The organism is Terribium retamae (assembly GCF_022347545.1).
Taxonomy (GTDB): domain Bacteria; phylum Pseudomonadota; class Alphaproteobacteria; order Rhizobiales; family Rhizobiaceae; genus Mesorhizobium; species Mesorhizobium retamae.
This window is the reverse complement of record NZ_JAKREW010000006.1, coordinates 18,130-42,999: the sequence shown is the minus strand read 5'-3', so window position 1 is coordinate 42,999 and position 24,870 is coordinate 18,130. Positions and strand designations below refer to the sequence as shown.

Annotated in this window: 26 protein-coding genes; 11 read left to right on the top strand and 15 right to left on the bottom strand. The window is 60.6% G+C overall.

Going from position 1 to position 24,870, the window contains the following annotated elements; all coding sequences use genetic code 11:
• Positions 1–12 precede the first annotated feature (12 nt).
• The gene (locus tag L4923_RS08995; protein ID WP_239364214.1) at positions 13–630 is read right to left on the bottom strand and encodes a PilZ domain-containing protein; all 618 of its coding nucleotides are present in this window, start codon (positions 628–630) and stop codon (positions 13–15) included.
• A 154-nt stretch (positions 631–784) separates the two neighbouring features.
• Positions 785–1,426 (bottom strand): PAS domain-containing protein, encoded by a 642-nt coding sequence (locus L4923_RS08990; RefSeq protein WP_239363847.1) that lies wholly within the window; start codon positions 1,424–1,426, stop codon positions 785–787.
• A gap of 398 nt (positions 1,427–1,824) precedes the next feature.
• On the opposite strand from L4923_RS08990, the gene L4923_RS08985 reads away from it, so the two are divergent.
• Positions 1,825–2,553 carry a rhomboid family intramembrane serine protease gene (locus L4923_RS08985; RefSeq protein WP_239363840.1) on the top strand — a complete coding sequence of 243 codons (729 nt, stop codon included), beginning with the start codon at positions 1,825–1,827 and terminating at the stop codon, positions 2,551–2,553.
• A gap of 103 nt (positions 2,554–2,656) precedes the next feature.
• Positions 2,657–3,088: a CBS domain-containing protein gene (locus tag L4923_RS08980; protein WP_239363834.1), complete on the top strand. Its 432-nt coding sequence runs from the start codon at positions 2,657–2,659 to the stop codon at positions 3,086–3,088.
• 96 nt (positions 3,089–3,184) lie between these two features.
• Here the strand turns inward: L4923_RS08980 and L4923_RS08975 are convergent, their stop codons facing one another.
• The 4 genes from L4923_RS08975 to L4923_RS08960 all read right to left on the bottom strand — a co-directional run bounded on the left by L4923_RS08975 (position 3,185) and on the right by L4923_RS08960 (position 6,407).
• Positions 3,185–3,442 carry a YjhX family toxin gene (locus L4923_RS08975; RefSeq protein WP_239363831.1) on the bottom strand — a complete coding sequence of 86 codons (258 nt, stop codon included), beginning with the start codon at positions 3,440–3,442 and terminating at the stop codon, positions 3,185–3,187.
• A 253-nt stretch (positions 3,443–3,695) separates the two neighbouring features.
• Positions 3,696–4,352 (bottom strand): methionine ABC transporter permease, encoded by a 657-nt coding sequence (locus L4923_RS08970; RefSeq protein WP_239363828.1) that lies wholly within the window; start codon positions 4,350–4,352, stop codon positions 3,696–3,698.
• Positions 4,345–5,454 (bottom strand): methionine ABC transporter ATP-binding protein, encoded by a 1,110-nt coding sequence (locus L4923_RS08965; RefSeq protein ID WP_425530923.1) that lies wholly within the window; start codon positions 5,452–5,454, stop codon positions 4,345–4,347. Before L4923_RS08965 ends, L4923_RS08970 begins: the two co-directional genes overlap by 8 nt.
• A gap of 119 nt (positions 5,455–5,573) precedes the next feature.
• Entirely contained in the window at positions 5,574–6,407 is an 834-nt protein-coding gene (locus tag L4923_RS08960; protein ID WP_239363826.1) for a MetQ/NlpA family lipoprotein, read from the bottom strand.
• Positions 6,408–6,447: 40 nt separating this feature from the next.
• Here L4923_RS08960 and L4923_RS08955 point away from each other — a divergent pair, with 40 nt between their 5' ends.
• The 4 genes from L4923_RS08955 (at position 6,448) to L4923_RS08940 (ending at position 9,179) form a co-directional block, all read left to right on the top strand.
• A complete protein-coding gene (locus tag L4923_RS08955) occupies positions 6,448–6,732 on the top strand; it encodes a hypothetical protein (protein ID WP_239363825.1) in 285 nt (94 codons plus the stop codon).
• A gap of 12 nt (positions 6,733–6,744) precedes the next feature.
• On the top strand, positions 6,745–8,247 hold the full coding sequence (gene gatB / locus L4923_RS08950) for an Asp-tRNA(Asn)/Glu-tRNA(Gln) amidotransferase subunit GatB (protein ID WP_239363824.1): 1,503 nt from the start codon (positions 6,745–6,747) through the stop codon (positions 8,245–8,247).
• Between the two features lie 5 nt (positions 8,248–8,252).
• The gene (locus tag L4923_RS08945; RefSeq protein WP_239363823.1) at positions 8,253–8,744 is read left to right on the top strand and encodes a GNAT family N-acetyltransferase; all 492 of its coding nucleotides are present in this window, start codon (positions 8,253–8,255) and stop codon (positions 8,742–8,744) included.
• 126 nt (positions 8,745–8,870) lie between these two features.
• Entirely contained in the window at positions 8,871–9,179 is a 309-nt protein-coding gene (locus tag L4923_RS08940) for a hypothetical protein (RefSeq protein WP_239363822.1), read from the top strand.
• 172 nt (positions 9,180–9,351) lie between these two features.
• Here the strand turns inward: L4923_RS08940 and panC are convergent, their stop codons facing one another.
• Entirely contained in the window at positions 9,352–10,203 is an 852-nt protein-coding gene (gene panC, locus L4923_RS08935; protein WP_239363821.1) for a pantoate--beta-alanine ligase, read from the bottom strand.
• The gene (gene panB / locus L4923_RS08930; RefSeq protein ID WP_239363815.1) at positions 10,200–11,039 is read right to left on the bottom strand and encodes a 3-methyl-2-oxobutanoate hydroxymethyltransferase; all 840 of its coding nucleotides are present in this window, start codon (positions 11,037–11,039) and stop codon (positions 10,200–10,202) included. Before panB ends, panC begins: the two co-directional genes overlap by 4 nt.
• 249 nt (positions 11,040–11,288) lie before the next feature.
• On the opposite strand from panB, the gene L4923_RS08925 reads away from it, so the two are divergent.
• Positions 11,289–11,687 carry an NADH:ubiquinone oxidoreductase subunit NDUFA12 gene (locus L4923_RS08925; RefSeq protein ID WP_239363814.1) on the top strand — a complete coding sequence of 133 codons (399 nt, stop codon included), beginning with the start codon at positions 11,289–11,291 and terminating at the stop codon, positions 11,685–11,687.
• A 106-nt stretch (positions 11,688–11,793) separates the two neighbouring features.
• Positions 11,794–12,456, top strand: coding sequence for a DUF2155 domain-containing protein (locus tag L4923_RS08920; RefSeq protein WP_239363813.1), 663 nt, complete (start codon positions 11,794–11,796; stop codon positions 12,454–12,456).
• A gap of 13 nt (positions 12,457–12,469) precedes the next feature.
• Here the strand turns inward: L4923_RS08920 and aat are convergent, their stop codons facing one another.
• From aat to L4923_RS08890, 6 genes are all read right to left on the bottom strand, one after another.
• Positions 12,470–13,096, bottom strand: coding sequence for a leucyl/phenylalanyl-tRNA--protein transferase (gene aat, locus L4923_RS08915; protein ID WP_239363812.1), 627 nt, complete (start codon positions 13,094–13,096; stop codon positions 12,470–12,472).
• Positions 13,097–13,248: 152 nt separating this feature from the next.
• Positions 13,249–14,592, bottom strand: coding sequence for an acetyl-CoA carboxylase biotin carboxylase subunit (gene accC, locus L4923_RS08910; protein ID WP_239363811.1), 1,344 nt, complete (start codon positions 14,590–14,592; stop codon positions 13,249–13,251).
• An 18-nt stretch (positions 14,593–14,610) separates the two neighbouring features.
• Positions 14,611–15,078 (bottom strand): acetyl-CoA carboxylase biotin carboxyl carrier protein, encoded by a 468-nt coding sequence (gene accB / locus L4923_RS08905; RefSeq protein WP_239363809.1) that lies wholly within the window; start codon positions 15,076–15,078, stop codon positions 14,611–14,613.
• Positions 15,079–15,106: 28 nt separating this feature from the next.
• Entirely contained in the window at positions 15,107–15,541 is a 435-nt protein-coding gene (gene aroQ, locus L4923_RS08900; protein WP_239363806.1) for a type II 3-dehydroquinate dehydratase, read from the bottom strand.
• Positions 15,542–15,704: 163 nt separating this feature from the next.
• On the bottom strand, positions 15,705–16,475 hold the full coding sequence (locus tag L4923_RS08895; protein WP_239363805.1) for a DsbA family protein: 771 nt from the start codon (positions 16,473–16,475) through the stop codon (positions 15,705–15,707).
• Between the two features lie 59 nt (positions 16,476–16,534).
• Complete coding sequence (locus L4923_RS08890; RefSeq protein WP_239363803.1) at positions 16,535–17,938, bottom strand: M48 family metalloprotease; 1,404 nt, start codon at positions 17,936–17,938, stop codon at positions 16,535–16,537.
• 156 nt (positions 17,939–18,094) lie between these two features.
• On the opposite strand from L4923_RS08890, the gene L4923_RS08885 reads away from it, so the two are divergent.
• Both L4923_RS08885 and L4923_RS08880 read left to right on the top strand, forming a co-directional pair.
• Positions 18,095–19,243: a pyridoxal phosphate-dependent aminotransferase gene (locus L4923_RS08885; protein ID WP_239363801.1), complete on the top strand. Its 1,149-nt coding sequence runs from the start codon at positions 18,095–18,097 to the stop codon at positions 19,241–19,243.
• A gap of 104 nt (positions 19,244–19,347) precedes the next feature.
• Complete coding sequence (locus tag L4923_RS08880) at positions 19,348–19,584, top strand: DUF378 domain-containing protein (RefSeq protein ID WP_101934606.1); 237 nt, start codon at positions 19,348–19,350, stop codon at positions 19,582–19,584.
• Positions 19,585–19,860: 276 nt separating this feature from the next.
• Here L4923_RS08880 and L4923_RS08875 read toward each other — a convergent pair whose 3' ends face one another.
• Positions 19,861–22,677, bottom strand: coding sequence for an Rne/Rng family ribonuclease (locus L4923_RS08875; RefSeq protein WP_239363793.1), 2,817 nt, complete (start codon positions 22,675–22,677; stop codon positions 19,861–19,863).
• Positions 22,678–23,317: 640 nt separating this feature from the next.
• Between L4923_RS08875 and L4923_RS08870 the strand changes: the two genes are divergently transcribed.
• Positions 23,318–24,568: an N-acetylmuramoyl-L-alanine amidase gene (locus L4923_RS08870; RefSeq protein ID WP_239363791.1), complete on the top strand. Its 1,251-nt coding sequence runs from the start codon at positions 23,318–23,320 to the stop codon at positions 24,566–24,568.
• Positions 24,569–24,870: the final 302 nt, after the last annotated feature.

Sequence of the window (24,870 nt, the reverse complement as noted above, 5' to 3'; positions counted from 1 at the left end):
GGCCGGGACGAGCTACGCGCGGGGCCTGTTGAATTCTGAATCGAGTGTTTCGGGACGCTGCACCACGGCAAACTCGATCGCGATGCCTTCTTCGAAATGGCGCACCACCTGTCCGCGCATGGTGCCGAGTACCACCTGCACGCCCTTGGCCGGCTTGACGTCGATCTCGATAGCCGCGCCCGATAGCGAAAGGTCGATGATACGGCACGGATATTGGCGTCCATCGGAAAGCTGCAGCACGCTCATCGGGTTGCGCGGCGCGACGCGTTCGTGACGGCGATCCTCCGGCAGGTCGAGTTCATGCTTGTTCGCAAGCCAGGTCAGCTGCGCGGCCAACTTGTCGCGTTTCCGGTCGGAGGCGATGACAGTCATGGCGAAGCCGTCCTGCAGGCGTCGAGTGATGACACCTTCGATACGGCCGATATGGTCGAGATAGGCGATCACCTTTTCGCCAGGGTCGCCGACGCGATCGGCGCGCAGAGCGACATTTCCGGGCGACATGTCGATGACCTGGCAAGAATGCTCGGTGCGATCTTCGAGCATGAAACGGCCATAGATCTTCACCCGGACACGCTGAAAGTTGCGCCTCTCAGCTGCCGTCGGCGCCTGTTCGATCGCCGCTGACCTTATCACCGCTCAATACCTCGTTGGCATTCCTGCACCGTCGCGAGGAATTTCGGCGGAACGCTACATGAGGAGAGGTTAAAAAAGCTGAAAATGTTAACGTCGGCTTATAGCATTTCGGAGCGGCTGAACGACGCGTTTTGATGCGGCGGCCGAGAGATCATTCATCCTTGCGCCCGCCGTCGAGCACGACAAGGTGGCGCACGTGTCGCGCGCTGCCGAACCGTCCGTGAGCTTGAGGGCGGCCGAGTTCCGCTGGTGCAAGCGAAGGGGCGGCAATCGTGGTGCGATTGGCCAATGCGGCAACTTCCTTATCCGGATCGATCACGCGAACCGAACCGATCGTGGCGTCCGCGATCGGGTCGGCGCCCAGCCAGAACGGTTTTTGGATTGCGCTCACGACGCCCAGGCAACGTGGGTGTTCCGCGCCACCGTCGATCGGCAGGGCCAGAAGTTCGAAGCCGCACGCATATCCGCCCCGGCTTGTCCCATCATAGGAAACGAGGACTGCTGCGTTTCGCTCGAACACGTCCTGCATAAGCCGCGATACAAGCCTCTGGTCTTTCTCGCGCCACAATGAAGGGAAGGAGAAGCCTTTCAATTCGCGGCCATAGGTCGCGCACAGCCGCGTGCCGGCCAACCGGAAGACGGCCTCGCCACGTGTGTCCTTTTCCAGGATGAACGTATCGGCGAGCAGCGTTTTGATGTCTGCTGGCTCGATTTCAGTCCGTCGTGGTGCCGGACGGCCGTTGCGCAGACGGTTCCAATATTGGAACAGTGCGATCGATCCGTTCAAGTTCATAGCCGATATGCTCCGCGCCATCCTTTCGTCGGTGTGCCATCGGGGAACAGGAGTGCGTTTTCCGATGACCTACATGGGACGCGGAGCAGGATGCGTGCCAGCCTGGATGGCGTTTGTTAACCGGCCGGGGTCATTAAGGTTAACAAACGGTTTAGATTGCTGCTCAAACTTGTTCGTGCGAGATTGAAATCACTCCAGTTTTCGTCATCGCCCGCTTGGGCGATGGAATTCAAGTCGAAGGCTTTCAGGGGAGCAAGGGGGCTCGACCGTCCGTCCGAAGGAAACTTCGGACGGTTTTTTTCTGTGATTCCCGACCTTTGATTCGCCCAGCCCGGTGCTGTTTGTCTAATGCACCGCCTTGGCTTACATGCACGCGGACCGGAAACAGGGATGACGAGATGAACGAGACGACAGGGGCGGGGCGGCGGCCGACGGATGATGACATTCCGGCTCGCGAACCGATCTTCAATCTGCCGGCCATCGTGTTGGCGATCATGGCCTTGTGTGTCGGTGTCCATGTCCTGCGCCTTTACGTGCTGACACCCCAGCAGGATCTCGAGCTACTGGTCGACACGGCATTCATCCCTGTTCGCTACTCCGGTCAGTACGGCATCGATTTCTATGCACTTACGAGCCCGATAACCTATACGTTCCTGCATGGCGGATGGGCGCACCTCATCGTCAACATGATCTGGCTGGCGGCGTTCGGTTCACCGCTTGCCAATCGCATCGGCGCCTTCCGCTTCGCGCTTTTCTTCGCGGTGACGGGGATCGCCGCGGCGTTCTTCTTCTACGCCATCCATCCGCAAATGCAGGCGCCCCTGGTTGGTGCTTCCGGTTCGATTTCCGGCATGATGGGCGCTGCCGCACGCTTTGCCTTTCATGTCGACCGCTCGTCCGGCAAGGGTGCGTTCGCGGGACCGCTGCTGCCTTTCGGCGCGGTCTTCCGCTCGCGCGCCACGCTGAGCTTCCTGGCCGTGTGGATGATCATCAACATCGTCACCGGCGTGGTCGGTTTTGTGCCGGGCGAGGACAGCCAGATCGCATGGGAGGCGCATATCGGCGGTTTTCTCGCCGGCTTCCTCGGTTTGCGTTTCTTCGATCGTCGACAAGCCCACTACGGTTGATCGCAATACTTGAAAAGCGCTCCGTCCCGGCGCACCATGCTCCTGCTTGACGTCGGTACCGCCGGCTGGGAAGCCGACGGTGATGGTTGCAGAGGAGGACGCCATGACTGTTAAGGCAATTCTTGAGGCTAAGGGCCACGCGGTGGTCACGCTTGGCCCCAACGCGACGCTGGCCGAGGCGGTCGGACTGCTTGCCGAAAGGCGAATTGGCGCGCTGGTCATCACCAATGGCGACCGAAAGATCGTCGGCATCCTGTCGGAACGGGATGTCGTGCGTGTCATTGCCAAGGAAGGATCTGCAGCACTCGATCTTCCTGTGCGGGCTGTGATGACGCCGAAGGTTAAGATCTGCAACGCCAGCCATACCGTGAATGAAGTCATGGAAATCATGACCAATGGCCGCTTCCGGCATCTGCCGGTGGAAAAGGATGGCTTGCTTGACGGTATCATCTCGATCGGCGACGTCGTCAAACGGCGCATCGAGACGGTCGAGCGTGAAGCCGAGCAGATCAAGGCCTATATCGCCACGGCCTGAATTCGTCCCGGAATCTGGGACTTGAACAGAGGAGCCTCCCTACGCCGCAACGAACCGGGCAGGGAGGCGCCTTTGTCAGACGGGGTCTTCCTGCTTTCAACGGTTGTCGAGTTGCGACCGCACCAGCCTCAAGCCTTCGCGCGTGATGCGATAAGGTCCGCCATTGCTAGAAGCCACTGCCTTCTTGCGCTTTAGCTTCCTGAAGAGCGCGATGTCGAAGCCTGGATAGCGCCAGCCCTCGCGGGTGAGGCAATATACGGCTTCGATTTTCTGATCGTCGTCTTTTTCGATTTCGATGCGTCCGCCCTGCGCCAGAAGGTGCAGGATGCGCTGTTCCAAGCGCGAAATGTCCATGTGATTGATCCTGGGAAAACCTGGCCCGCATCGGTCCGAAATCGATGCGATTTCGGTACGCGGATGCGAATTGGCCAAAACAAAAAACCGCAGCCGCCGAAGCGGCACGGGGTTTCAGGTTTTCACGCCCCGCCTTCAGGAGAAGGTCGGGGCCTTAGCGGGACTCAGACGAAGTAAACATCCACACTCCATGGGATGAACGCCATATAGGCGAAGCCGCCACGGAATGCCAGTCTGCTCGAGACGTGCAGGATCAAGCGCGATGGTCGAGACGTGCGACCAGCCGATCGCCCAACCACTGAATACCGTACACCAGCACGATCAGAACCGCGACCACCACGAACATGACGGTGGTTTCAAAGCGCTGGTAGCCATAGCGGATGGCAAGGTCGCCAAGGCCGCCGGCACCGATGGCGCCAGCCATTGCAGAGGCTCCGACCAGCGTGATCAAGGTCACCGTGAAGCCAGCGACGATGCCGGGGAGGGCCTCGGGTACGAGCACCTCGCGGATGATCGTCCAGCGATTGCCGCCCATGGCGCGCGCCGCATCAATGAGGCCGCGGTCGACTTCGCGAAGCGACACTTCGGCGACGCGCGCATAATAGGGAGTGGCTGCGATCGCCAGTGGCACGATCGCCGCCCATGTGCCGATGGAGGTGCCGACGATCAGCCGCGTCACGGGGATCAGAGCCACGAGCAAGATGATGAACGGAACCGAACGGAAACCATCGACGATGATCCCAAGGATGCGGTTCACCCAGCGGTTTTCGGCAATGCCGCCACGCTCGGTCGCGATCAACGCCAGGCCAAGCGGCAGGCCGGCGACCAGCGATATCAGGCCCGAGGCCGCGGTCATCAGTACGGTCTCCCAAATCGACCGCAGCAAGAGTTGGATCATGACCTCAGACATAGCCGAGCACCTTTGCCTTGGCATCACGGGCGGTCAGGAAATCAAGTATCTTGGCGACCTGGCTGTCCTTGGCCGCAACGCCGATGAAGAGACTGCCGATGGGCTCGCCCTGGACATGGTCTACGCCGCCATGGATCAGCCGGAAGCGGCCGGGGACGGCGGAGGCCAATTCCGAAAGCAGCGGACGTCTCGCCGCATCACCGGCGACGTCTACGCGCAAGATGGCCTCCTTGCCTGGAACGGACGAGAGCTTTTCGGCGATTTCCTTTGGCAATTGCGGGCGGATCCCGCCGAGCAAGCTTTGCGTGATCTCAGACTGCGGATCGGCGAAAACTGACCAGACCGGTCCTTCCTCGACAATGCGGCCAGCATCGATCACAGCGACGCGGTCCGCTATTGCCCGGATCACTTCCATTTCATGGGTGATGAGCAAGATGGTGAGACCGAAGCGCTGGTTGATGTCCTTCAGCAGAGCCAAGATGGAGCGCGTCGTTTCAGGGTCGAGCGCCGAGGTGGCTTCATCGGATAATAACAGAGCCGGCTCGGCAGCAAGCGCTCGGGCGATGCCGACGCGTTGCTTCTGACCGCCTGACAGTGAGGATGGATAGGCCTTGGCTTTGGCGGACAGGCCGACCAGTTCGAGCAGTTCGGCTGCACGCGCCCGGCGTTCGGCTTTCGGTCGCCCAGCAATTTTCAGCGGCAGCGCGACATTGTCTTCCACCGTCTTGGCTGAAAGCAGATTGAAGTGCTGGAAAACCATGCCGATCCGACGTCTGAGCGGCTGCAGTTCGTTCTCGCCGAGCCGGCTGATTTCGCGCCCTTCAATATGGACTTCACCGGAATCTGGCCGCTCCAGTCCATTGAGGCAGCGGATGAGGGTGGATTTGCCGGCACCGCTGCGGCCGATGATGCCGAGGATTTCGCCCTTGCGCACGGTCAGCGATACACCCTCGAGCGCCGGAGTCTCACCGAAGCGGCGCTTCAAATCGACCAGCCGCACGATCTCGTCGCGCGCCGCCGTATGAGTGGTCGAGCGTGTGGGGGTATCGTCTTCCGCTGTGTCAGCCAAAAGCGGCGTCTCCGCCAGAACATGCTGGTTCACGAAATATCCTTTTTGCCCCCGCGTTGCCAGAAGCGATGCATCAAACGGCTCCAAACCAAGCAGCCCGCCTGCCGAAAGGCCGCGGGCTGCTCGCCGTTCCAAATAAGGTTGCATCGGCCTCAGTAGGCGCTGACGCCCGTGCCCTTGTAGACGCGGTCGAATTCCGCTTTCACCGTCGGGTTCTGATAGGCCGCGACCAGTGCCTTTACCCAAGGCTCGTTTTCACTGCCCTGCTTGACGGCGATGAAGTTGCGATAAGGGTTATCGGCGACCGCTTCCTGGGCTATGCGGTTCTCGGCGGTGAGCCCGCTTTTCAACGCCCAGTCGGTGTTGACCACGGCGGCATCGAGGTCTTCGACCGAGCGGCCGACAATGCCGGCGTCCAATTCCTTTATTTCGATGCCGCTCGGGTTTTCGGCGATGTCCGCGATGGTGGCGAGAATGCCGGTGCCGTCCTTCAGCTTGATCAGCTTCTGGCTCTCCAGAACGCGCAATGCTCGTCCTTCGTTGGAAGGATCGTTCGGAACGCCGACCACTGAGCCTTTGGTCAGCTCAGTGACCTTGGTATGCTTCTTGGAGTAGAGACCGATCGGCCACAGGCCGGTATAGCCTACTGGAACAATGTGATAGCCCTGCGTTTTGATCTGGTTGTCAAGATAAGGCTGATGCTGGAAAGCATTGGCGTCGATTTCGCCGCGCTCCAAGGCTTCATTGGGCTGGGTATAGTCGTTGAAGACGACAGTCTCGATGGTCAGTCCCGACTTCACCGCTTCCGCGGTGGCGACACGCCAGACATCCTCGTCTTCGCCGGACATGATACCGACCTTCACGGTCTTCTTGTCTTCGGCATAAGCGGACGACGGCGCGGCCAGGCTGACCAGTGCGACGGCGGAAGCCAGCAATGCGGCAAGCCCGGCGCGGCGGGTAATCGGGCTTTTAAAGGCGGTGGTCATAACAGTCCTCGGTCAAAAACAGCCTTGGGAGGCGAAAGGGTTGGCTGCACGGAATGCGAAGCCTGTCCTTATCGTCCACAAAGCCGGCTTCTCGTTCAAAGGATCGCTTTGCCCGACAGGTGGACCGGACAGGAATTTCGTCTCAAAATTTGCGGCTTTCGGAGTAGAAAAGATTTCTCTTTCGCAGGTGCGAAATGGTGGCGCGCAAAGTTATTCTGAAACCGATGCGCGAGACAGCAACGAAGCTTCGATCCCGAAGCCTTGCCTCGCGCCGCCGGTTGCGCTAGCCCAAATTCACGCAAAAAGCGATTTTCACGTTTCCTGAACGCAGGCCTCCATGACTCTCATCGACACTCGCACGCCCGATCCCAAGCGGTTGATTCCCGGCGCCACCGGCGACTGGGAAGTCATCATCGGCATGGAAGTCCATGCGCAGGTGACCTCAGAGGCCAAGCTGTTCTCGGGTGCATCGACTGCGTTCGGCGCTGCGCCCAATGCCAATGTCTCGCTTGTCGATGCCGCAATGCCCGGCATGCTGCCGGTGATCAACGAAGAGTGCGTGCGCCAAGCCATCCGCACCGGGCTCGGTCTCAAAGCCCAAATCAACCACAAATCGGTTTTCGACCGGAAGAACTACTTCTATCCGGACCTTCCGCAGGGTTATCAGATTTCGCAGTTCAAGCAGCCGATCGTCGGCGAGGGCACGGTTATCGTCTCCGTCGGCCCGGACAAGAAGGGCGAGTTCGAGGACATCGAGGTCGGAATCGAGCGTTTGCATTTGGAGCAGGATGCGGGCAAGTCGATGCACGACCAGCATCCGACCATGTCTTATGTCGATCTCAACCGCTCCGGCGTAGCACTGATGGAGATCGTGTCCAAGCCTGACATTCGTTCATCCGACGAGGCCAAGGCCTATATCACCAAGCTGCGCACCATCGTTCGTTATCTCGGCACCTGCGATGGCAACATGGACGAAGGCTCGCTGCGCGCCGACGTCAACGTTTCCGTACGCCGGCCGGGCGAAGGCTTCGGCACACGTTGCGAAATCAAGAACATGAACTCGATCCGCTTCATCGGGCAGGCCATCGAATACGAGGCGCGCCGCCAGATCGCCATCCTGGAAGACGGCGGCAAGATCGATCAGGAAACTCGCCTGTTCGACCCGGTGAAGGGCGAAACGCGCTCCATGCGCTCCAAGGAAGAAGCGCATGATTATCGCTACTTCCCGGATCCGGATCTCCTGCCGCTGGAGTTCGACCAGGCTTATGTCGAAGAACTTGCCAAGCATCTGCCGGAATTGCCGGACGACAAGAAGACACGTCTTGTCGAAAAGCTTGGCCTCTCCGCCTACGACGCCTCGATCCTGGTTTCGGAAAAGGCGATTGCCGACTATTTCGAGCAGGTGACGGCGGGCCGTGACGGCAAGACGGTGGCGAACTGGGTCATCAACGACCTTTTGGGCGCCTTGAACAAGTCCGGCAAAGCCATTGAAGAGACTCCGGTTTCCCCCGCTCAGCTCGGTGGCATCATCGACCTGATCAAGGAAGGCACCATCTCCGGCAAGATCGCCAAGGACCTGTTCGAGATCGTCTGGAACGAAGGGGGCGATCCCAAGGAACTCGTCGAGACGCGCGGCATGAAGCAGGTCACCGACACGGGTGCCATCGAAAAGGCAGTGGACGAGGTGATCGCAGCCAACCCGGATAAGGTCGAGCAGGCCAAGGCCAAGCCGTCGATGGCCGGCTGGTTCGTCGGTCAGGTCATGAAGGCGACCGGCGGCAAGGCCAACCCGCAGGCGGTGAACGACTTCGTCAAGGCCAAGCTCGGCATCACGGAATAGCCCCCATGTTCGTGCGCACGGCGAGCGAGCGTGATCTCGAAACGGTCAAGGCGCTGCTCGCCGCGACATGGCATGCCACCTATGACGCGATCTATGGCGTGGAGCGGGTGAACGAGATCACCAGCCAGTGGCATTCGACCGCCTCGCTCAAAGCGCGCTTAATGCAGCCGAACTCAGAATTCCTGGTTGCCGATGACGGCAAGATTATCGCTGGAGTGGCCTTTGCTGCCGCCACGGATGATGCCAAGGTGGTCGAGTTGCGCCAGCTTTATGTGCTGCCCGCTTTCCAGCACAAAGGCATCGGCAGCATGCTGCTGGAAGAGATCGAAGACAGCTTTCCGGAAGCCGATACGCTGCGGCTGGAGGTGGAGGGGGCCAACGCGCCGGCAATCCGCTTCTACAAGGCCAACGGTTTCATCGAGATCGGGCAGACCGGCGATTGCGGTGCTGCCGGATCGGGCATCCCGGCGCTGGTGTTCGAGAAGCGGCTGGGCTGACGGAATGCCAGATTTGTTTGTACTAGCTCCTCCCATCATTTGAAGGTCCGTCGATCCCTGTCTATCGCTTCGGCTGACGAAGGAAGACAATCGATGTGGATGCAAACGAGAGTTTTGGCGCTAACCTTGAGCTGGGTTCTGATTCAAACCGCGGACGGTATCGCACAGGAAGTTTACAGCCCCAACTACGTGCCGGCCTGGAACGATACCTACATCATGCGGCACAAAGGCAGCGTGAGCGGCAAATCGCCAAGATTCCGGACGGACAAGAAGGCAGTTGGTTCTCGTGACCAATTGATGACCCAGTATCACCGCATGCTCGCGCCTGAATACAAACGTCGGCTGAAACGCGATGGCAGGGCAAGCGCAGATCGCTGGCTGGCTGCGACCGCTCGCGAACTCGGCCGCCGCGACGCCAGAAAGCGTCGCTGGTGACGGGCGACAACCCGACTGAAATATCTATTTCACTCCATCTATGCAAATGGAGAGAAGGTCGCCATTGCTAAACGTCGTCTTGCCGCGCTGGTTTGATTGCAGCTTGGATCGTCGTTATCTGTAACTTCTCCGCCGAGAGTGTGCGGTTGGCCGGCGCCTCTCCCTTGCCGGGTCAAACGGCGGCGATTTCCACATTGTCGATCAGCCGTGTCGCGCCAAGACGAGCGGCAACGAGGATTCGGCCATCGCGGTCGCGTCGCCAGGGCGCCAGTGTGTTGCTCTCGCGCGCTTCGACATAGTCGACACCGTCGAATCCGGCATTGATGATTTGTCGGCGGGCTTCGTCCAACGTTTCTTGCGGCTCGGCGCCCAACTGCAGAGCCTGCGCCGTCTTTCGAAGGATTTTGTTGAGCTGTCGTGCTTGGGTAAGCTCAACCGGCGAGAGGTAGGCATTGCGCGACGACATGGCGAGACCTTCGGTATCCCGTATCGTCGGTGCGCCGATGATCTCGACGGGAATATCCAGATCGCGGCAGAGCTTTTTCACGACGCAGAGCTGCTGATAGTCTTTCTCGCCGAAGACCGCGCAGTCGGGCAAAGTCTGCAGGAAAAGCTTGGCGACCACCGTGGCGACGCCCTCGAAGAAGGTGGGTCGGAAATCGGTTTCCATCCCAGCCGAGGGACCGCCAATCGTCACCTTGGCATCGAAGCCTTGCGGGTACATTTCCGCCGCTGTCGGCGTGAAGGCGAGCTGCACGCCGGCATCCGCTAGCCGGTCAAGGTCGGCGGCGAGCTGGCGCGGATATTTGTCGAGGTCTTCGGTTGGTGCGAACTGCGTCGGATTGACGAAGATCGACACCACGCATCGATCGGCGCGTTCGAGCGCGATGCGTGTGAGTGAGACGTGACCGTCGTGCAGCGCCCCCATGGTGGGCACCATGGCGACGCTCAGGCCCTGTCGGCGCCACTCCCGCACGACGGCGCGCAGATCGGAAACGGTTTCAACGACTTGCGGGCGTTTCATGATTCTTTCGTGCCCTTCGGTTGAAAAACATGTTCCGGCCCTGGGAAGGTGCGTGCGCGCACCTCCGAGGCGTAGCGGACTGCGGCTTCGCTCACCGTGTTGCGAAGGTCGGCATATTCCTTGACGAATTTCGGCACCCGATCGACGGTCAGGCCGATCGCGTCGTCGGTGACAAGGATTTGGCCGTCGCAAGCCGCGCTCGCACCGATGCCGATGGTGGGGATTGTGGCCCGTCGCGTGATTTCGGCCGCCACCGGCTCCATAGTGCCTTCGACGACCATCGAGAATGCGCCTGCGCGCTCGACGGCTTCAGCGTCTGCCAGCAGTGCCGCGATTGCGGCATCTGTGCCGCCCTTGATCTTGTAGCCGCCGTCCTTTTCCACGGATTGTGGCTGCAGCCCGATATGGCCCATGACGGGGATGCCGGCGCTGGTGATGGCGGCGATCTGCGCTGCCACGTCAACTCCACCCTCCAGCTTCACGGCATTACAGCCGGTTTCGCCGATCAGGCGGCGGGCAAAGGCCAAGGCAATTGCGGGCGAACCCTCATAGCTGCCGGCTGGCATGTCGAGCACCACACAGGCATGGCGCGATCCGCGCATCACCGCCTGACCGTGCAGGATCATCATGTCCATCGTGGCACCAAGCGTCGTCTTGTGGCCGTGCAGGACCATAGCCACGCTGTCGCCGACCAGAAGAAGATCGACATGCGGATCAAGCAGGTAGGCAACAGGGTAGGTATAGGCAGTCAAGCAGACGATCGGCGTGCCGCCCTTGCGGGCCGACAGCTCGACAGGCGTAATGCGGGGTGCGGCCGCAGTCGCATCGGAAGCCATCTTTTCCTCCCTCAGCGGACAGGTGAACCTGTCCGAGAGCCCGGTAGACCGAGCCTACCTACGGATACGGAGCGGCTAATTGTTTTGCAAGTGCGAGATGGATTTGAGCAGTTGCGAAATGAAGAGGCGATTTTCCCATTTCCTCCAGCGAAGGCGAGGGAACTCCGCCCCGCGCGACGATCTAAACCCTTGCCTTCCGCCCGGCAGGGCGGCATAAGCAGGCAACGGCAAACGCCCGCGAGGACCAGCATGGCAGGCTTTCTGACGCAGTTTTTTACCTGGTGGAACGGCCAGACGCTGGGCACGCGTTTTCATACCTGGCGTCATGGCAAGAAAGTCGGCCAGGACGAATTCGGCAACATCTATTACGAAGGTGGCGTCAATTCCGACGGACAGACCCGCCGCTGGGTGATTTATGCCGGCAAGTCGGAAGCTTCAGCGATCCCGCCCGGCTGGCATGGCTGGATTCATCACCGCGTCGACGTTGCGCCTGCCGACGAAACCTACAAACCGCGTGATTGGCAGAAACCGCACCAGCTCAACCTGACCGGCAGCGCTGCGGCCTACCGCCCGAAGGGCTCGCTGTTGGGCAGCCAGCACCGTCCGCAGGTGACGGGCGATTACGATGCCTGGACGCCGGGCTCCTAAGCCGGCATCGGTTCGGGTTCTCGCCACATTTGCTGTTTAGCTGGTTCGCTTCGTCGGAACGCTCTACCTTTGGGCGTCGAGAATCACCCAAAGACGGGCCGTCCGTATGAGATCTTTCAACCGCCTTTCGACCGGCGCCTTGGCAATGATGCTGGCGGTTGCTTGCCCGCTCCATGCGAATGCACAGCAGATGCCCTGGGATCCGCCTGCCGGGGAGACGCCGGCCCAGATACCGTTCGAAATCCAGCCGGACGCCAACCAGGGACAGCCTACCCAGGAACAACCGGCGGAGGAACCGGCTCCGCAACAACCCGCGCAGACTGACCAGCCTGGTCAGCAGCAGCCGGCTCAGAGCAAGCCGACTCCCGAGGCCAAGGTTGAACGCGTCGCCAATCCGGTCGCCGAGTTTTCCGGCATCGACAAGATCACCGGGCGCATCATCAATTTCGACGTCTACATCGACGAGACAGTGCAGTTTGGGGCGCTGCAGGTGACGCCACGCGTGTGTTATTCGCGCCCCGGCGCCGAGGCCCCGAAGACGGATTCCTTTGTCGAAGTCGACGAAATCACACTCGACCGCAAGATCCGGCGCATCTTCACCGGCTGGATGTTCGCAGAAAGCCCCGGCATCAACGCCGTCGAGCACGCCGTCTATGACGTGTGGCTGAAGGGCTGCAAGCAAAAGTCCGACGTACCGGCGCCGGCTGCAGCAAAGCCGTCGTCCAATGGCGCGCCAGCGAAGGTAAATAGTACGCAGTCGACCAACTGAGCTGCCGAGTCCCTCAGGCCGGCCTTGGGTTAAAGGTTGCCTTGCCCTGCAAAGCGGCAGCCAGCATCTTTTCGTAGCGGCTGCGTGGCACGTCGACAGCGCCGAAACGCTTCAGATGATCGGTAGTGAACTGGGTGTCGAGCAGGGCAAAGCCGCGCTCCTTGAGCCTTGCGACCAAATGGACAAGACAGACCTTTGAGGCATTGGTCTCGCGCGAAAACATGCTTTCACCGAAGAAGACCCGGCCGATCGATACTCCGTAGAGCCCGCCCACAAGACGTCCTTCCCGCCAGGCTTCAACCGAGTGGCAATGATCCATCTGGGCAAGCTGCAGATAGGCCTCGCGGATAGGCGCGTTGATCCAGGTCGACTGGCGCTCTTCCCGCTGCTCGGCGCAGCCGTCGATGGTCGCCGCGACATCATGGTCGAAGCGGATATCGAAAGGAGCTTTGCGGACCGTCTTGGCGAGACTTTTCGGGATATGGAAATCGTCGAGCGGGATGATGCCGCGCTTTTCGGGCCGCACCCAGAACACTTCGGGGTCGTCCGCACTTTCTGCCATCGGGAAGACACCCGAGGCATAGGCCTTGAGCAGAAGGTCGGTCGGAATGCGATAGCCGGGCGCGAAAGGACGAGTCATCTCAACGTTGTGTCCAGGCATGATCCCGAAAAGCTGCGGACTTTTCGATAAAGATCATGCGACAAGACAAAGAGATAGAGTCAGGATTCATCTCGACTGCAGCCGCCCTACAGGTACGTCCTTCGAGCAATCGTCGAAGGACGCGCCGTCTTTCAATCCGCCTTGGCCAGATATTTTTCCAGCCAGTGGATGTCGTAGTCGCCGTTGGCGATATCGGGATTACCGACGAGGTCGCGGAATAGAGGTAGCGTGGTGTTGATGCCATCGACCACGAACTCGTCAAGTGCCCGGCGCAGGCGCATCATGCATTCGACACGGTTGCGGCCGTGTACGATCAGCTTGCCGATCAGGCTGTCGTAGTAAGGCGGGATTCGATAGCCGGAATAGACACCGGAATCGACGCGGATGCCAAGACCGCCTGGCGTGTGGAAGTGCGTGATGGTGCCCGGCGAAGGCGTGAAAGTGCGCGGATCCTCCGCATTGATACGGCATTCAATGGCGTGGCCGTTGAACTTGATATCTTCCTGCCGCACCGAAAGCCCGCCGCCAGAGGCGACACGAATCTGCTCGTGCACCAGATCGATGCCGGTGATCGCTTCCGTCACCGGATGCTCCACCTGGAGACGCGTGTTCATCTCGATGAAGTAGAACTCGCCGTTCTCGTAGAGGAACTCGATGGTCCCGGCACCCGAATAGCCGAGATCGGCCACCGCGTTTGCGCAGATACCCCCGATGCGAGCACGCTCTTCCTCGTTGAGGGCAGGGGAGTTGGCCTCCTCCCACACCTTCTGGTGGCGGCGCTGCAGCGAACAGTCACGCTCGCCGAAATGCACTCCCCTGCCTGCGCCATCGCCGAACACCTGCAATTCGATGTGGCGCGGTTTTTCCAGGTATTTCTCGATATAGACCGCGTCGTCGCCGAAGGCCGCTCCCGCTTCGGAACGGGCGGTCGCCAGCGCCACTTCCAGATCGGCTTCCGTGCGGGCCACCTTCATGCCTCGGCCACCGCCACCAGCGGATGCCTTGATAATGACCGGATAGCCGATCTCGGCGGCGATACGCTTGGCTTCCTTCTCTTCGGAAACCGCACCGTCCGAGCCTGGAACGACCGGAATGCCGAGGCGCTTGGCGGTGCGCTTGGCCTCGATCTTGTCACCCATGATGCGGATATGGTCGCCCGAGGGGCCGATAAAGGTGATGTTATGGGCGGCAAGGATGTCGGCGAACTTCGCGTTCTCCGACAGGAAGCCATAACCCGGATGCACGGCATCGGCACCGGTGATCTCGCAGGCGGCAACGATCTGATGGATGTTGAGATAGCTGTCGCGCGACGGCGGTGGGCCGATACACACGCTCTCGTCGGCGAGGCGAACATGCATGGCGTCGGCGTCGGCGGTGGAATGCACGACAACGGTCTTGATGCCGAGTTCCTTGCAGGCACGCAGCACCCGAAGCGCGATTTCGCCGCGATTGGCGATGAGGATCTTCTGGAACATTCCGTCCGTCCCCGCGCCTTATTCGATCACGACGAGCGGCATTCCGTATTCGACCGGCTGCGCGTCCTCGACCAGGATCGCCGTCACCGTGCCGGCGCGGGGCGAAGGGATCTGGTTCATCGTCTTCATGGCTTCGATGATCAGCAGCGTCTGACCTTCCTTCACCTTCTGGCCGATTTCCACGAAAGGCTTGGCGTCAGGCGAGGGAGCGAGGTAGGCAGTGCCGACCATCGGGGAAGGCACGGCGTTCTTGGCCGCTTCAGCAGCAGTCGGCGCGGCTGGCATCGCCGTTGCGGCGACCTGTGGGGCAGCGGCTGCGACGATCGGAGCGGGTGCTGCGACCGCGTGCACCGCTGGCGCATGGCGCGAGACGCGCAGCTTAAGATCGCCGAGTTCGACCTCGATTTCGGTCAGGTTGGTGTCGTTCAGAATGCCCGCGAGATCGCGGATCAGCTGCTGGTCAACACCGGTTTTTTTCGTCGTCATGTCCGACCCTTCTTGTTGTCCGCCCATTTCAGACACGGGCGGCGAGCGCCTGCAGCGCCAGCGTATAGCCAAGCGGCCCGAAGCCGCAGATCATGCCCACGGCGTGCGGGGCGATCCGGGATACATGCCGGAACGGCTCGCGTGCGTGGATGTTGGAAAGATGCACCTCCACCACCGGCAGCGGGGCAACACCCCGGATGGCGTCGTGGATGGCGATAGAGGTATGGGTATAGGCGCCGGCATTGATGACAACCCCCGCAGCAGCCTCTCCCGCTTCCTGGATCCAGTCGACCAGATGGCCCTCATGGTTCGACTGGCGGAAATCGACGGTCAGTCCGAGATCCTGACCTGCCTTCACGCAATCGGCAGCGATGTCGTCCAGCGTCTTGTCGCCATAGATTGACGGCTCGCGCCTGCCGAGCATGTTGAGATTGGGACCGTTGAGGACGAAAACCGTTTTCAAAAATGGCTACCTTTACCCTCGCGCCGAATATCGCTGGCGCGCCGGACCTCTATAATGGGCATAAACGGCCGCGAAAAGAGCGCAAGTGTCATCTTGCCCTGTCCACAACGCCGGTTTGACCGGACCCGGCCTTGCCCAGTCCGGGTTTCTCGATCCTCGATGCTCAGAGTGTCGGCTTCGCGGCCTTGATCTTTTCAGTCAAAACGTCCGCACCGAGTGCGCCAAACACCACTTCATTGCCGATGACGTAGGAGGGGGTGCCGGTGATGGCCAGCTTGTTGGCCAGATCATAGGTCTTTGCAAAGCGTTCCATGATCGCCGGGTCCTTCATCGCCTCGCGCAACTTCGTCTCATCGGCACCGAGTTCCACGGCGACCTTGATGGCCGTGTCTTCCGTGGCGCGGGTCTGGCTGCCCAGCAATTCGAGATGGAACTCGCCGGCCTTCTCCGGCATCAGTTTCTGGAAGGCCTGCGAGACGATATGGGCTTTCTGGGAATCCGGGCCGAGGATCGGGAATTCCTTCAGCACGAAGCGCAAGTCGGGATTGGCCTTCGTGAGTTCCGACATGTCGGTCATGGCGCGTTTGCAGTAGCCGCAATTGTAATCGTAGAACTCGACAATGGTGATCTTGCCGTTGGGATTGCCGACGACGGCATCATAGGAGGCGTTGAAGATCTCGTCCTTGTTCTCCTTGATGACGCCGAGCGAAGCAAGCTTCTGCGCCTCCTTCTGCTTGGTCTCAAGCGCATCCTGCACTTCCAGCAGGATTTCCGGGTTCTTCAAAAGATAGTCCCGAACAATCTCTTCGACCTGAGCGCGATCAAGCTTGGTATCCGCGAAAGCTGGCCGGGTGTCGCTCGCTGTGAAGCCCACTGCGAATGCGGCAAGCGCAATGGCCGCTCCGGCGGTGCTGAGCAGATGGGCTTTTTTCATGGTCGTCTTCCTTTGCCTGTCGTGGCCGCCGCAGCGGGGATATTGCTGCTCATCCGTATTCAGTTTGATTTCTTGGATGGCGCTTTGGCGCCGATGATATCCTGCGCCCGCACCCAGGCCGGTTCGCCGGGCTTTAGCAGCTTCTGCGCACGCATGGCGAAGATTTTGGCGTCCTTGATGGCGCCTTGGTAATAGTAACCTTCGGCAGTTGCCAGCTCCGCCTGGCCGACGTCACCGAGTTCGCCATAAGCCTGCGCCAGGAAACGGTAACCGGCGGCGTTCTCGCGGTCGCGCTCAAGGCCGTTGGAGAGCTGTGTAATGGCTTTTTTCAAAGATTCCGGCGTGCGCTGTGCAAGCAGCGCCTGACCATAGGAGACCGAAAGAAGGCCCGACTTCACCGGATCGAGACTGACGGCCTTGGCATAGGCAGCGGCGGCGTCCTTGGGCTTGTTCATCTTCATCAGGATATCGCCACGCAATTCCTGAAGATAGGCGTTCTTTGGCTGCGTCTTGATCAGTGCGTCAGTCTTGGACAGCGCTGAACTCGGATTGCCGTTGAGATAGTTCGATATCGCCTCGCCATATTGAACGGCAACAGGATCCGGGCTCTTGCGCAAGAGCCGGGAGGTCGCTGCCTGGCCTTGCGTGAAGGCAGCGATCTTGACGCGCATCATGTTGTGACGCTGCTGCAGGGCAGGCGGATCCTTGGCGTCGAGATAGGGGCTTTTGCTGACGAGATCCTGCAGGTTCGAGATGCGATCCTGCGGCATCGGGTGACTGACGCGGTAGGGATCGACACGCGCGCCCGACAGTGACAGCGCGCTCTGGAAACGCTGGAATGTCTTCAACATGCCGGCGCCGGACTGGCCGGTTGCGTTGAGGTAGGTGATGGCGGAACGATCGGCCGTCATCTCCTCGCCGCGCTGATAGGCGAGCAGCGAACGCTGCGCCAACTCGGTACCGCCGGTGGCGAGCCCCATACCGGCGCCAGCCAAGCCCTTGCTGTTGCTGGCAGCACCTGCGACCAGTGCTCCGGCGCCAAGCAGGCCGGCAACGATCGCCATGGTCTTGGCGCGTTCAAGCTGATCGCGCAGCCTCTGCTGGTGGCCGCCGGCGATGTGCCCGGTTTCGTGCGCCAGCACGCCGATCACCTCGTTCGGCGTTTCTGCCTGCATCAACGTGCCTGTGTTGATGAAGACCCGGCGGCCCGCCACAAAGGCATTGAAGCTTGGATCGTTGACCAGCACGATCTGGATGCCGGCATTGGAAAGACCGGCCGCCTTGAAGATCGGTTTGGCATAGTCGCGAACCAGCGCTTCGATCTCGGCATCGCGCACCACTGGTACGTTCTGGGCAAACGCATTGACGGTGCCATTAACGGCGATAACCGCGCCAAGTGCTAACGCCGTCAGGGCGCGTGCGCTCCTGGCGATCCTCTGTCCGTGGCGTGAAAGGCTCAACATGATGCGTACACTGGTAGACGAGGCGGTTGACGATGAAAAGCCGGCGCGCGAAAACTTACCGAACTTGTGATCCCCATCAATCGGGCAATTGTGCGGCGCGATCCAACAGCCGGACGCGGATGATGGGGCATCGTTACCCGGGAGTTTCGTCGAAAAATGGTCGTTTCGCTATCACTGCGCGGGGACGTCGAGCCGTTCCATGCCATGGATGTTCTGGCCGGTGCCAACAAGCTGAAAGGCGAAGGCGCGCCGGTGATTTCCATGGCTGTCGGTCAGCCATCGGATCCGGCGCCCGCCGTTGTGCGGGAGGCTGCCGTTGCCGCGTTAAAGACCGGACGCATCGGCTATACCGATGCGCTGGGCCTGGCCGATTTGCGCCGTGCCATCGCTGACCATTATCGCGATCATTACCGGATCGAGGTTGCGCCGGGGCGCATCGCCGTCACGACGGGATCTTCCGCCGCCTTCAATCTTGCTTTCCTCGCCATGTTCGACGCCGGCGACCGGGTCGCCATCGCCGCGCCGGGCTATCCAGCCTATCGCAACATCATGGCAGCTCTTGGCATAGAGGTTGTCGAGATCGAACTGGATGGTGCCGCTTATCTCCACGCCGAACATCTGGCCGCTGCTCATGCCGAGAAACCGCTGAAGGGCGTGCTGTTCGCGAGCCCGGCCAATCCTACGGGCGCGGTCATCCCGAACGAAGCGCTGAAGCTGCTGGTCCAAACGGCCGACCGACTTGGCATCGCGGTGATCTCCGATGAGATCTACCACCGCCTGGCCTATGGTGCGCCCGATACTACCGCACTCACCTTCGGTAGGGATGTCACGGTGATCAACTCCTTCTCGAAATATTATTGCATGACCGGCTGGCGTATCGGCTGGATGGTGCTGCCCGAAAAACTGGTGAGACCGGTCGAACGCATTGCGCAGAGCCTCTATATTTCGGCCCCGGAACTCTCTCAGGTGGCAGCCATCGAAGCCTTCGAGGCAACCGAGGAGCTTGAAGCGGTGAAGGCGCGTTATGCCTGGAATCGCGATTTGCTGATGAAGCGCCTCCCGAAACTGGGCTTTATGCTGGCAGCCCCGATGGACGGCGCCTTTTACGCTTTCTGCGATGTCTCGCGCCTTACGAACGACAGCATGGCATTTGCCGGCAAGATGCTGGCGGAAGCCCATGTCGCGGCAACGCCAGGTCGCGATTTCGATCCACGGCAGGGGCACCGCTTCATGCGTTTCTCCTATGCCGGAAGCCATGATGAGATGGTGGAAGCCGTATCGCGGCTCGAGCGCTGGCTGAAATAGTAACGAGCGGGCCTGACGCCGTCTTCACGATTTCGCGATTGGGTGGAACCTCCCTGGATCGACTTGCGTTTTTTGCGTCAGGCAACAAACTCATGGAGGCACCAATGCGCGCCATGAACCTTGTGACCCTCGTCCTGATCATCATCGGCGGCCTGAACTGGCTGGTTATGGGTGTCGTGGGCTACGACGTCCTCGGAACACTGTTCGGAGGAACCGGCACCCCGCTGGCTCGACTGGTCTCTGTCATCATCGGCCTTTCGGCCGTGTGGCAGCTCATGCCGTTCGTTCAGGCTTTCAGCGAGGGTGAGGTTTCGGCGGAACGTCATATCCGCCATCACTAGAGCGCTTCCGTTTTTCACGGAAACGCGGAAACGCTCTAAGTTTTGTTTTCTTCGCATTTTTGTAGCCAAGTGATTCCACTTGGCCCCAAAATGCTCTGGGCCAATTCCAGAAAGTGCGTAGCGCTTTTCCGTCCGGAATTGCTTGAAGACAAAGCCTTGGAGCGCCCATGGCGAAAACGCCAAGGCAACCAAAAGAAAACGGCGACACTTGGTGCCGCCGTTTTTCTCTGGTCGCTGTTTAGCCTTGTGGCGTACCTGCCGGGCTAATTTGCCGCCTCAAAAGAACCCCTTGCGTTGCCACCAGCCGGCGCGCTTCGGCTTCTCCTCCCCACTGTCGTCGGCTTCGGCCGTGACAGTCGAGGATACAACCGGCGCCGCCGGAGCTTCGGCAGCAACTGCCTTGCGGCGCGACGCACGGGGCTTCTTCTCGGCGGGAGCCTTTTCTGCCTTTTTCGTCTCGACCACGATTTCCGCAGGAACTTCAGCCACTGCTTCAACCGGGGCCGTGTCGGCAGCAGCCTCGGCTTTTTTCGACTTGGCTGTGCGACGCGGCTTCTTCGGCTTCTCAACTGGCGGCTCCGCGGCAGCCCCGGCTTCCTCGGCGGGCGCCACTTCGAGCGCGGGCTCCACAGCGGCGGCCTCGGTGACTACCGGTTCGGTCTCGCCGTTTGTCGCTGCCTCAACGGTGTCCTCGCCATCTTCCTTGCGGTTACGCTTGCCTCCGCGCTTACCGCGCCGACGCTTCTTGGCCGCACTGTCGTCGGAAGCCTCGGCAGCGACGACTTCGGCTTCAGTCTGTGCGGCGACGGCGTCATCCGCGACTGCTTCGTCACCAGCTTCGTCATCGGCGTCTGCCGAAACGCTCTCGCCGTTGTCTGTTGCCGTGGTCTGGTCGCGATCACGGCCACCGCGGCGACGACGACGGCGACGGCGCTTGCGATCGCGCTGGCTATCGCCATCGCGCGCGTGCTGCTCTTGGCGCGGCTGTTCCTCTTCGATTTCGTCCTCTTCCTCGACGACGATCTCGTCTTCCGGCTCCTCGGGTTCGACAGGGATCGATTGCGGCTTGGCTTCGATGAAGCCTTCCGGCTTCTCCGCAATTGCACCTCGGACGATCAAATAGTGCTGCGAGCCGACCGTTTCGTCGGCTTCGATGGTGATGGTGAGCCCGAAACGCGCCTCCAACTCCACCAGCGTCGAACGCTTATGGTTGAGCACATAGAGTGCGGTCGCCGCCGGCGTACGCACCGTGATGTGGCTGCGAGAATCCTTGAGCAAGAACTCTTCGATGCCCCTTACCACGAGCAATGCGACGGACGAGTCGGAACGGACATGGCCCGTGCCCCCGCAATGCGGGCAGGGCTTCATTGTCGATTCCAGCACCGAAGCGCGGATGCGCTGGCGGCTCATTTCCATCAGGCCGAAATGCGAGATCCGGCCGACCTGAATGCGGGCGCGGTCGTTCTTCAGGCAATCCTTCAGCTTCTTCTCGACCGCCCGGTTATTCCGGTTCTCTTCCATGTCGATGAAGTCGATGACGATAAGACCGGCGAGATCGCGTAGCCTGAGCTGGCGGGCCACTTCCTCCGCCGCCTCCAGATTGGTCTGAAGGGCGGTGTCCTCGATCGAATGTTCTCGGGTCGAACGGCCTGAGTTGACGTCGATCGAGACCAGCGCCTCGGTCTGGTTGATGATGAGATACCCGCCACTCTTCAACGTCACCTGCGGCTGGACCATCTTGTCGAGCTGCGCCTCGATGCCGTTGCGCGCAAAGATCGGCGAGGTATCGCGATAAGGCTGGACCATCTTCGCATGGCTGGGCATCAGCATACGCATGAAGTCCTTGGCTTCGCGATAACCCTCTTCGCCGGCGACCAGGATCTCGTCGATCTCCTTGTTGTATAGGTCTCGCACTGAACGCTTGATGAGCGACCCTTCCTCGTAGACCAGGGCAGGGGCGGTGGATTTGAGCGTCAGGTTGCGGACGTTCTCCCACAACCGCATCAGATATTCGTAATCGCGCTTGATCTCGGCCTTGGTGCGGCTCTCACCGGCGGTGCGCAGGATCACGCCCATGCCCTGCGGCACGTCGAGGTCCTGCACGACTTCCTTCAGCCTTTTGCGATCCTGCGCGTTGGTGATCTTGCGCGAGATACCGCCGCCGCGGGCAGTATTGGGCATCAGCACCGAATAGCGGCCAGCGAGCGAGAGATAGGTGGTCAGCGCCGCACCCTTGTTGCCCCGCTCTTCCTTGACGACCTGCACCAGCAAGATCTGGCGACGCTTGATGACCTCCTGGATCTTGTACTGCTTGCGCACCGGCCTGCGCCGGTCGCGGATTTCCTCGAGCGCGTCTTCCGCGCCGACGGATTCGATTTCGTGGTCATCGGAATGCGCGTGCGACACCTCCTCAACGGTGCCGCGGTCGGCATCGGCGGAAGGGGCGTGCTCGTCGTTGCTGCTGTCTTCCGCAGCCTCGACCTTTTCCTCGCTTGTTTCCTCGGCGATTTCGACTTCTTCCGAGATCACATCGACTTCGACGCTGGCCGCGATCGAACCGCCTTTGACGGTATCGTCAACATCACCATTCTCTTCGATTGTCTCGGTTTCGGCGGATGCCAGATTGTCTTCGGAGGTCTCCGCGACAGCCTCCTCGTTGACCTCGCCGTTTTCGTCGGCGGCTGCATCGCGCTTGCGCTCGCCACGGTCGCGGTTGCGACCGCGCCGCCGGCCGCGGCGGCCACGATTGCGCTCCTGGCGCTCGTCGCCATTCTCGCCGTTTTCGTCCTCGTCCTCTTCCTCGTGCTCCTGAGCCTCGGCGCGCAACAGCGCCTGCCGATCAGCGACCGGGATCTGGTAGTAGTCAGGATGAATCTCGGAAAAGGCCAGGAAACCGTGGCGGTTACCACCGTATTCCACAAACGCCGCCTGCAGCGACGGCTCCACTCGCGTGACGCGGGCGAGATAGATGTTTCCTTTGAGTTGCTTCTTGTCCTGTGATTCGAAGTCGAATTCTTCGATACGGTTACCGCGTACGACGACTACGCGTGTTTCCTCCGGGTGGGAGGCGTCGATTAGCATCTTGTTGGGCATTATGATGTTTCCTCCCGGCAGCCGCCAGCTGCGGCCGACGGGACAATGCCCGTTGCCGTGAAGCTGTCTGTGCGTGCGTGCCGGATATTTGTTCGTCCGCCGTGGGCCGCTTCAGGGTGATGGCGGTGCCGCCCGCAGCCGTGTTGGCGCGGTTGAATGCGGACCTTTCCAATGTAGTACCTGAAACCGTCAAAACCGAACGGACCTTTTTTGAACCTAAGCCCGGAAAACCCGGACCAGCTTGTTTGCTCCTGTCGAGCCGGCGCGGGATACCCCCTTGCCGTTTTCCTGCCGCAACCGCTTCCCCCGCCTCGGGCTTGCGGCTGCGAAATTCGTCGCGATCGCCTGTATTCCTGTCGCCTTGGCGAGAACCTGACCTCTCACCAGGCCCAGCAGAAAGCTGAGGGGAAAGGTGGTCCCAGGATTGCAGTGACCCACCGTCGCTTTTATGATTTGACGCGTAGGAAGGCAACCCTGATTTCCATGCCGGCAAAGGGCCGCTCCGTCAGCGAAATCTCTCCTGAAAGGCTTGGTTAACCTTCTCTGGATACCAATCGTTAATCGAGTTCACGGCCTAAGCGGCGTCTTCGATCGAACAACCGGGCTGGTTTTACCGGACCGGGCAGCGACTGGAAATGAGATGGGGCTGAGAGCGACTACCAACAAGAGGCTTGGCGGCTGGGTCGGCGTGGCGTGCTGCGCGCTATTCGTCCTGTTCGCCAGCCTGATTCTGCCGGCAATCGCGCACGCTGGCGAGGCGCCGCTGGCCGCCACCGGCTACAAGATGGCGGGCGACGCCACAAAAATGCGGATCGTGGTTGATTTCGATCGCGAGCCCAATCCGCGCTGGTTCCTGCTGCGCGGCCCGCATCGCCTGGTCATCGATGTGCCCAACGCCAAGCTGACTTTCTCCGCGAAGGACCTAAAGGCGCGCGGGCTGGTCAAGAGCGTGCGCTATGGCCAGATCGAGAATGGTGCTTCCCGGCTGATCCTGATCAGCAAGGGACCGTTCCGGGTCGACAAGCTGGACGTGCTCAAGAATGAAGATGGTTCCGGTTACCGCATGGCGGTCGACATATCGGCGGTTTCTGACCGTGAGTTCGATGCGGCGCTGGCCGATCAGGCCGTTACCACGTCCTCGACTGTTTCTCCAGACAAGCGCGAGCGCCTGGCCAAGCCGGTGCCGGCGGTAACCTCCCACAAGTTCACCATCGTCATCGATCCGGGCCATGGCGGCGTCGACGGCGGCGCTGAGGGACTGAACGGAACGGTCGAAAAGAACGTCACCTTGGCCTTTGCGAAAGAACTGCGCGACAAACTCTCTGCGGAAGGCAAGTACGACATCTCGCTTACCCGCGAGGATGACACCTTCCTGCGTCTCGACGATCGCGTGCGCATCGCCCGCCAGCGCGGCGCAAATCTCTTCATTTCCATCCATGCCGATACAATCCGCCTGAAAGGTATTCGTGGCGCGACGGTCTACACCGTCTCCGACAAAGCCTCCGACCCCGAAGCGCAGGCGCTGGCGGATCGGGAGAACCTTTCCGATCAGTTCGCCGGTATGGAGATCAAGGAAGACAGCCAGGAAGTTACCGATATCCTGATCGACCTGATCCGCCGCGAGACCCATTCTTTTTCCATGGGTTTTGCCCAGACCCTGGTTGGTGAGCTTTCGACCACGGTCGGCCTGATAAACAACCCGCACCGCTTTGCAGGTTTCCGCGTGCTCAAGGCGCCGGATGTGCCATCCGTTCTCGTCGAACTGGGCTATCTCTCCAATGCCAAGGATGAGGCTCAGCTTACCAATCCCGAATGGCGTGGCAAAGCGGCCGAAAGCATCAGCAAGGCGGTTGCGACCTTTGCGGCTTCCCGGGTAAATGCGGGCGGCTGAGTCCACCTCGAAGAGGGAGTGTGTTTCCATTCGGCCCGTGGTGGCGTTGCGCCTTCACAACACCGGGTGTTAATATTCTGGCCGGTTGGCCAAGAATTTTGCGATTGCCGCAATTTGCCCACATCGCCCAGACAAAGGACGGCGAGCGGGCTGGGGTGCTCCCCAAGCCTTGCGTGGCAGGCAGTATCGTTTATGGCGTCTCGTGAAACGGCAGGACGCAAGGATTGCCGGAACGCATGAATGAGGCGCAGACGCGTCCGGGAAATCCTTTCCGATTTCCGGAACCATGCGCTAGGGAAATC

Excerpts from the sequence above, each read along its gene's own strand:
- L4923_RS08980 (WP_239363834.1), top strand. The coding sequence starts at position 2,657 with ATGACTGTTAAGGCAATTCTTGAGGCTAAGGGCCACGCGGTGGTCACG.
- L4923_RS08960 (WP_239363826.1), bottom strand. The coding sequence starts at position 6,407 with ATGACCACCGCCTTTAAAAGCCCGATTACCCGCCGCGCCGGGCTTGCC.
- L4923_RS08975 (WP_239363831.1), bottom strand. The coding sequence starts at position 3,442 with ATGGACATTTCGCGCTTGGAACAGCGCATCCTGCACCTTCTGGCGCAG.
- L4923_RS08985 (WP_239363840.1), top strand. The coding sequence starts at position 1,825 with ATGAACGAGACGACAGGGGCGGGGCGGCGGCCGACGGATGATGACATT.
- panB (WP_239363815.1), bottom strand. The coding sequence starts at position 11,039 with ATGGCTTCCGATGCGACTGCGGCCGCACCCCGCATTACGCCTGTCGAG.
- L4923_RS08895 (WP_239363805.1), bottom strand. The coding sequence starts at position 16,475 with ATGAAAAAAGCCCATCTGCTCAGCACCGCCGGAGCGGCCATTGCGCTT.
- L4923_RS08885 (WP_239363801.1), top strand. The coding sequence starts at position 18,095 with ATGGTCGTTTCGCTATCACTGCGCGGGGACGTCGAGCCGTTCCATGCC.
- panC (WP_239363821.1), bottom strand. The coding sequence starts at position 10,203 with ATGAAACGCCCGCAAGTCGTTGAAACCGTTTCCGATCTGCGCGCCGTC.
- accB (WP_239363809.1), bottom strand. The coding sequence starts at position 15,078 with ATGACGACGAAAAAAACCGGTGTTGACCAGCAGCTGATCCGCGATCTC.
- L4923_RS08970 (WP_239363828.1), bottom strand. The coding sequence starts at position 4,352 with ATGTCTGAGGTCATGATCCAACTCTTGCTGCGGTCGATTTGGGAGACC.
- L4923_RS08890 (WP_239363803.1), bottom strand. The coding sequence starts at position 17,938 with ATGTTGAGCCTTTCACGCCACGGACAGAGGATCGCCAGGAGCGCACGC.
- L4923_RS08870 (WP_239363791.1), top strand. The coding sequence starts at position 23,318 with ATGGGGCTGAGAGCGACTACCAACAAGAGGCTTGGCGGCTGGGTCGGC.
- L4923_RS08945 (WP_239363823.1), top strand. The coding sequence starts at position 8,253 with ATGTTCGTGCGCACGGCGAGCGAGCGTGATCTCGAAACGGTCAAGGCG.
- L4923_RS08875 (WP_239363793.1), bottom strand. The coding sequence starts at position 22,677 with ATGCCCAACAAGATGCTAATCGACGCCTCCCACCCGGAGGAAACACGC.
- accC (WP_239363811.1), bottom strand. The coding sequence starts at position 14,592 with ATGTTCCAGAAGATCCTCATCGCCAATCGCGGCGAAATCGCGCTTCGG.
- L4923_RS08920 (WP_239363813.1), top strand. The coding sequence starts at position 11,794 with ATGAGATCTTTCAACCGCCTTTCGACCGGCGCCTTGGCAATGATGCTG.
- gatB (WP_239363824.1), top strand. The coding sequence starts at position 6,745 with ATGACTCTCATCGACACTCGCACGCCCGATCCCAAGCGGTTGATTCCC.
- L4923_RS08880 (WP_101934606.1), top strand. The coding sequence starts at position 19,348 with ATGCGCGCCATGAACCTTGTGACCCTCGTCCTGATCATCATCGGCGGC.
- L4923_RS08925 (WP_239363814.1), top strand. The coding sequence starts at position 11,289 with ATGGCAGGCTTTCTGACGCAGTTTTTTACCTGGTGGAACGGCCAGACG.
- aat (WP_239363812.1), bottom strand. The coding sequence starts at position 13,096 with ATGACTCGTCCTTTCGCGCCCGGCTATCGCATTCCGACCGACCTTCTG.
- L4923_RS08990 (WP_239363847.1), bottom strand. The coding sequence starts at position 1,426 with ATGAACTTGAACGGATCGATCGCACTGTTCCAATATTGGAACCGTCTG.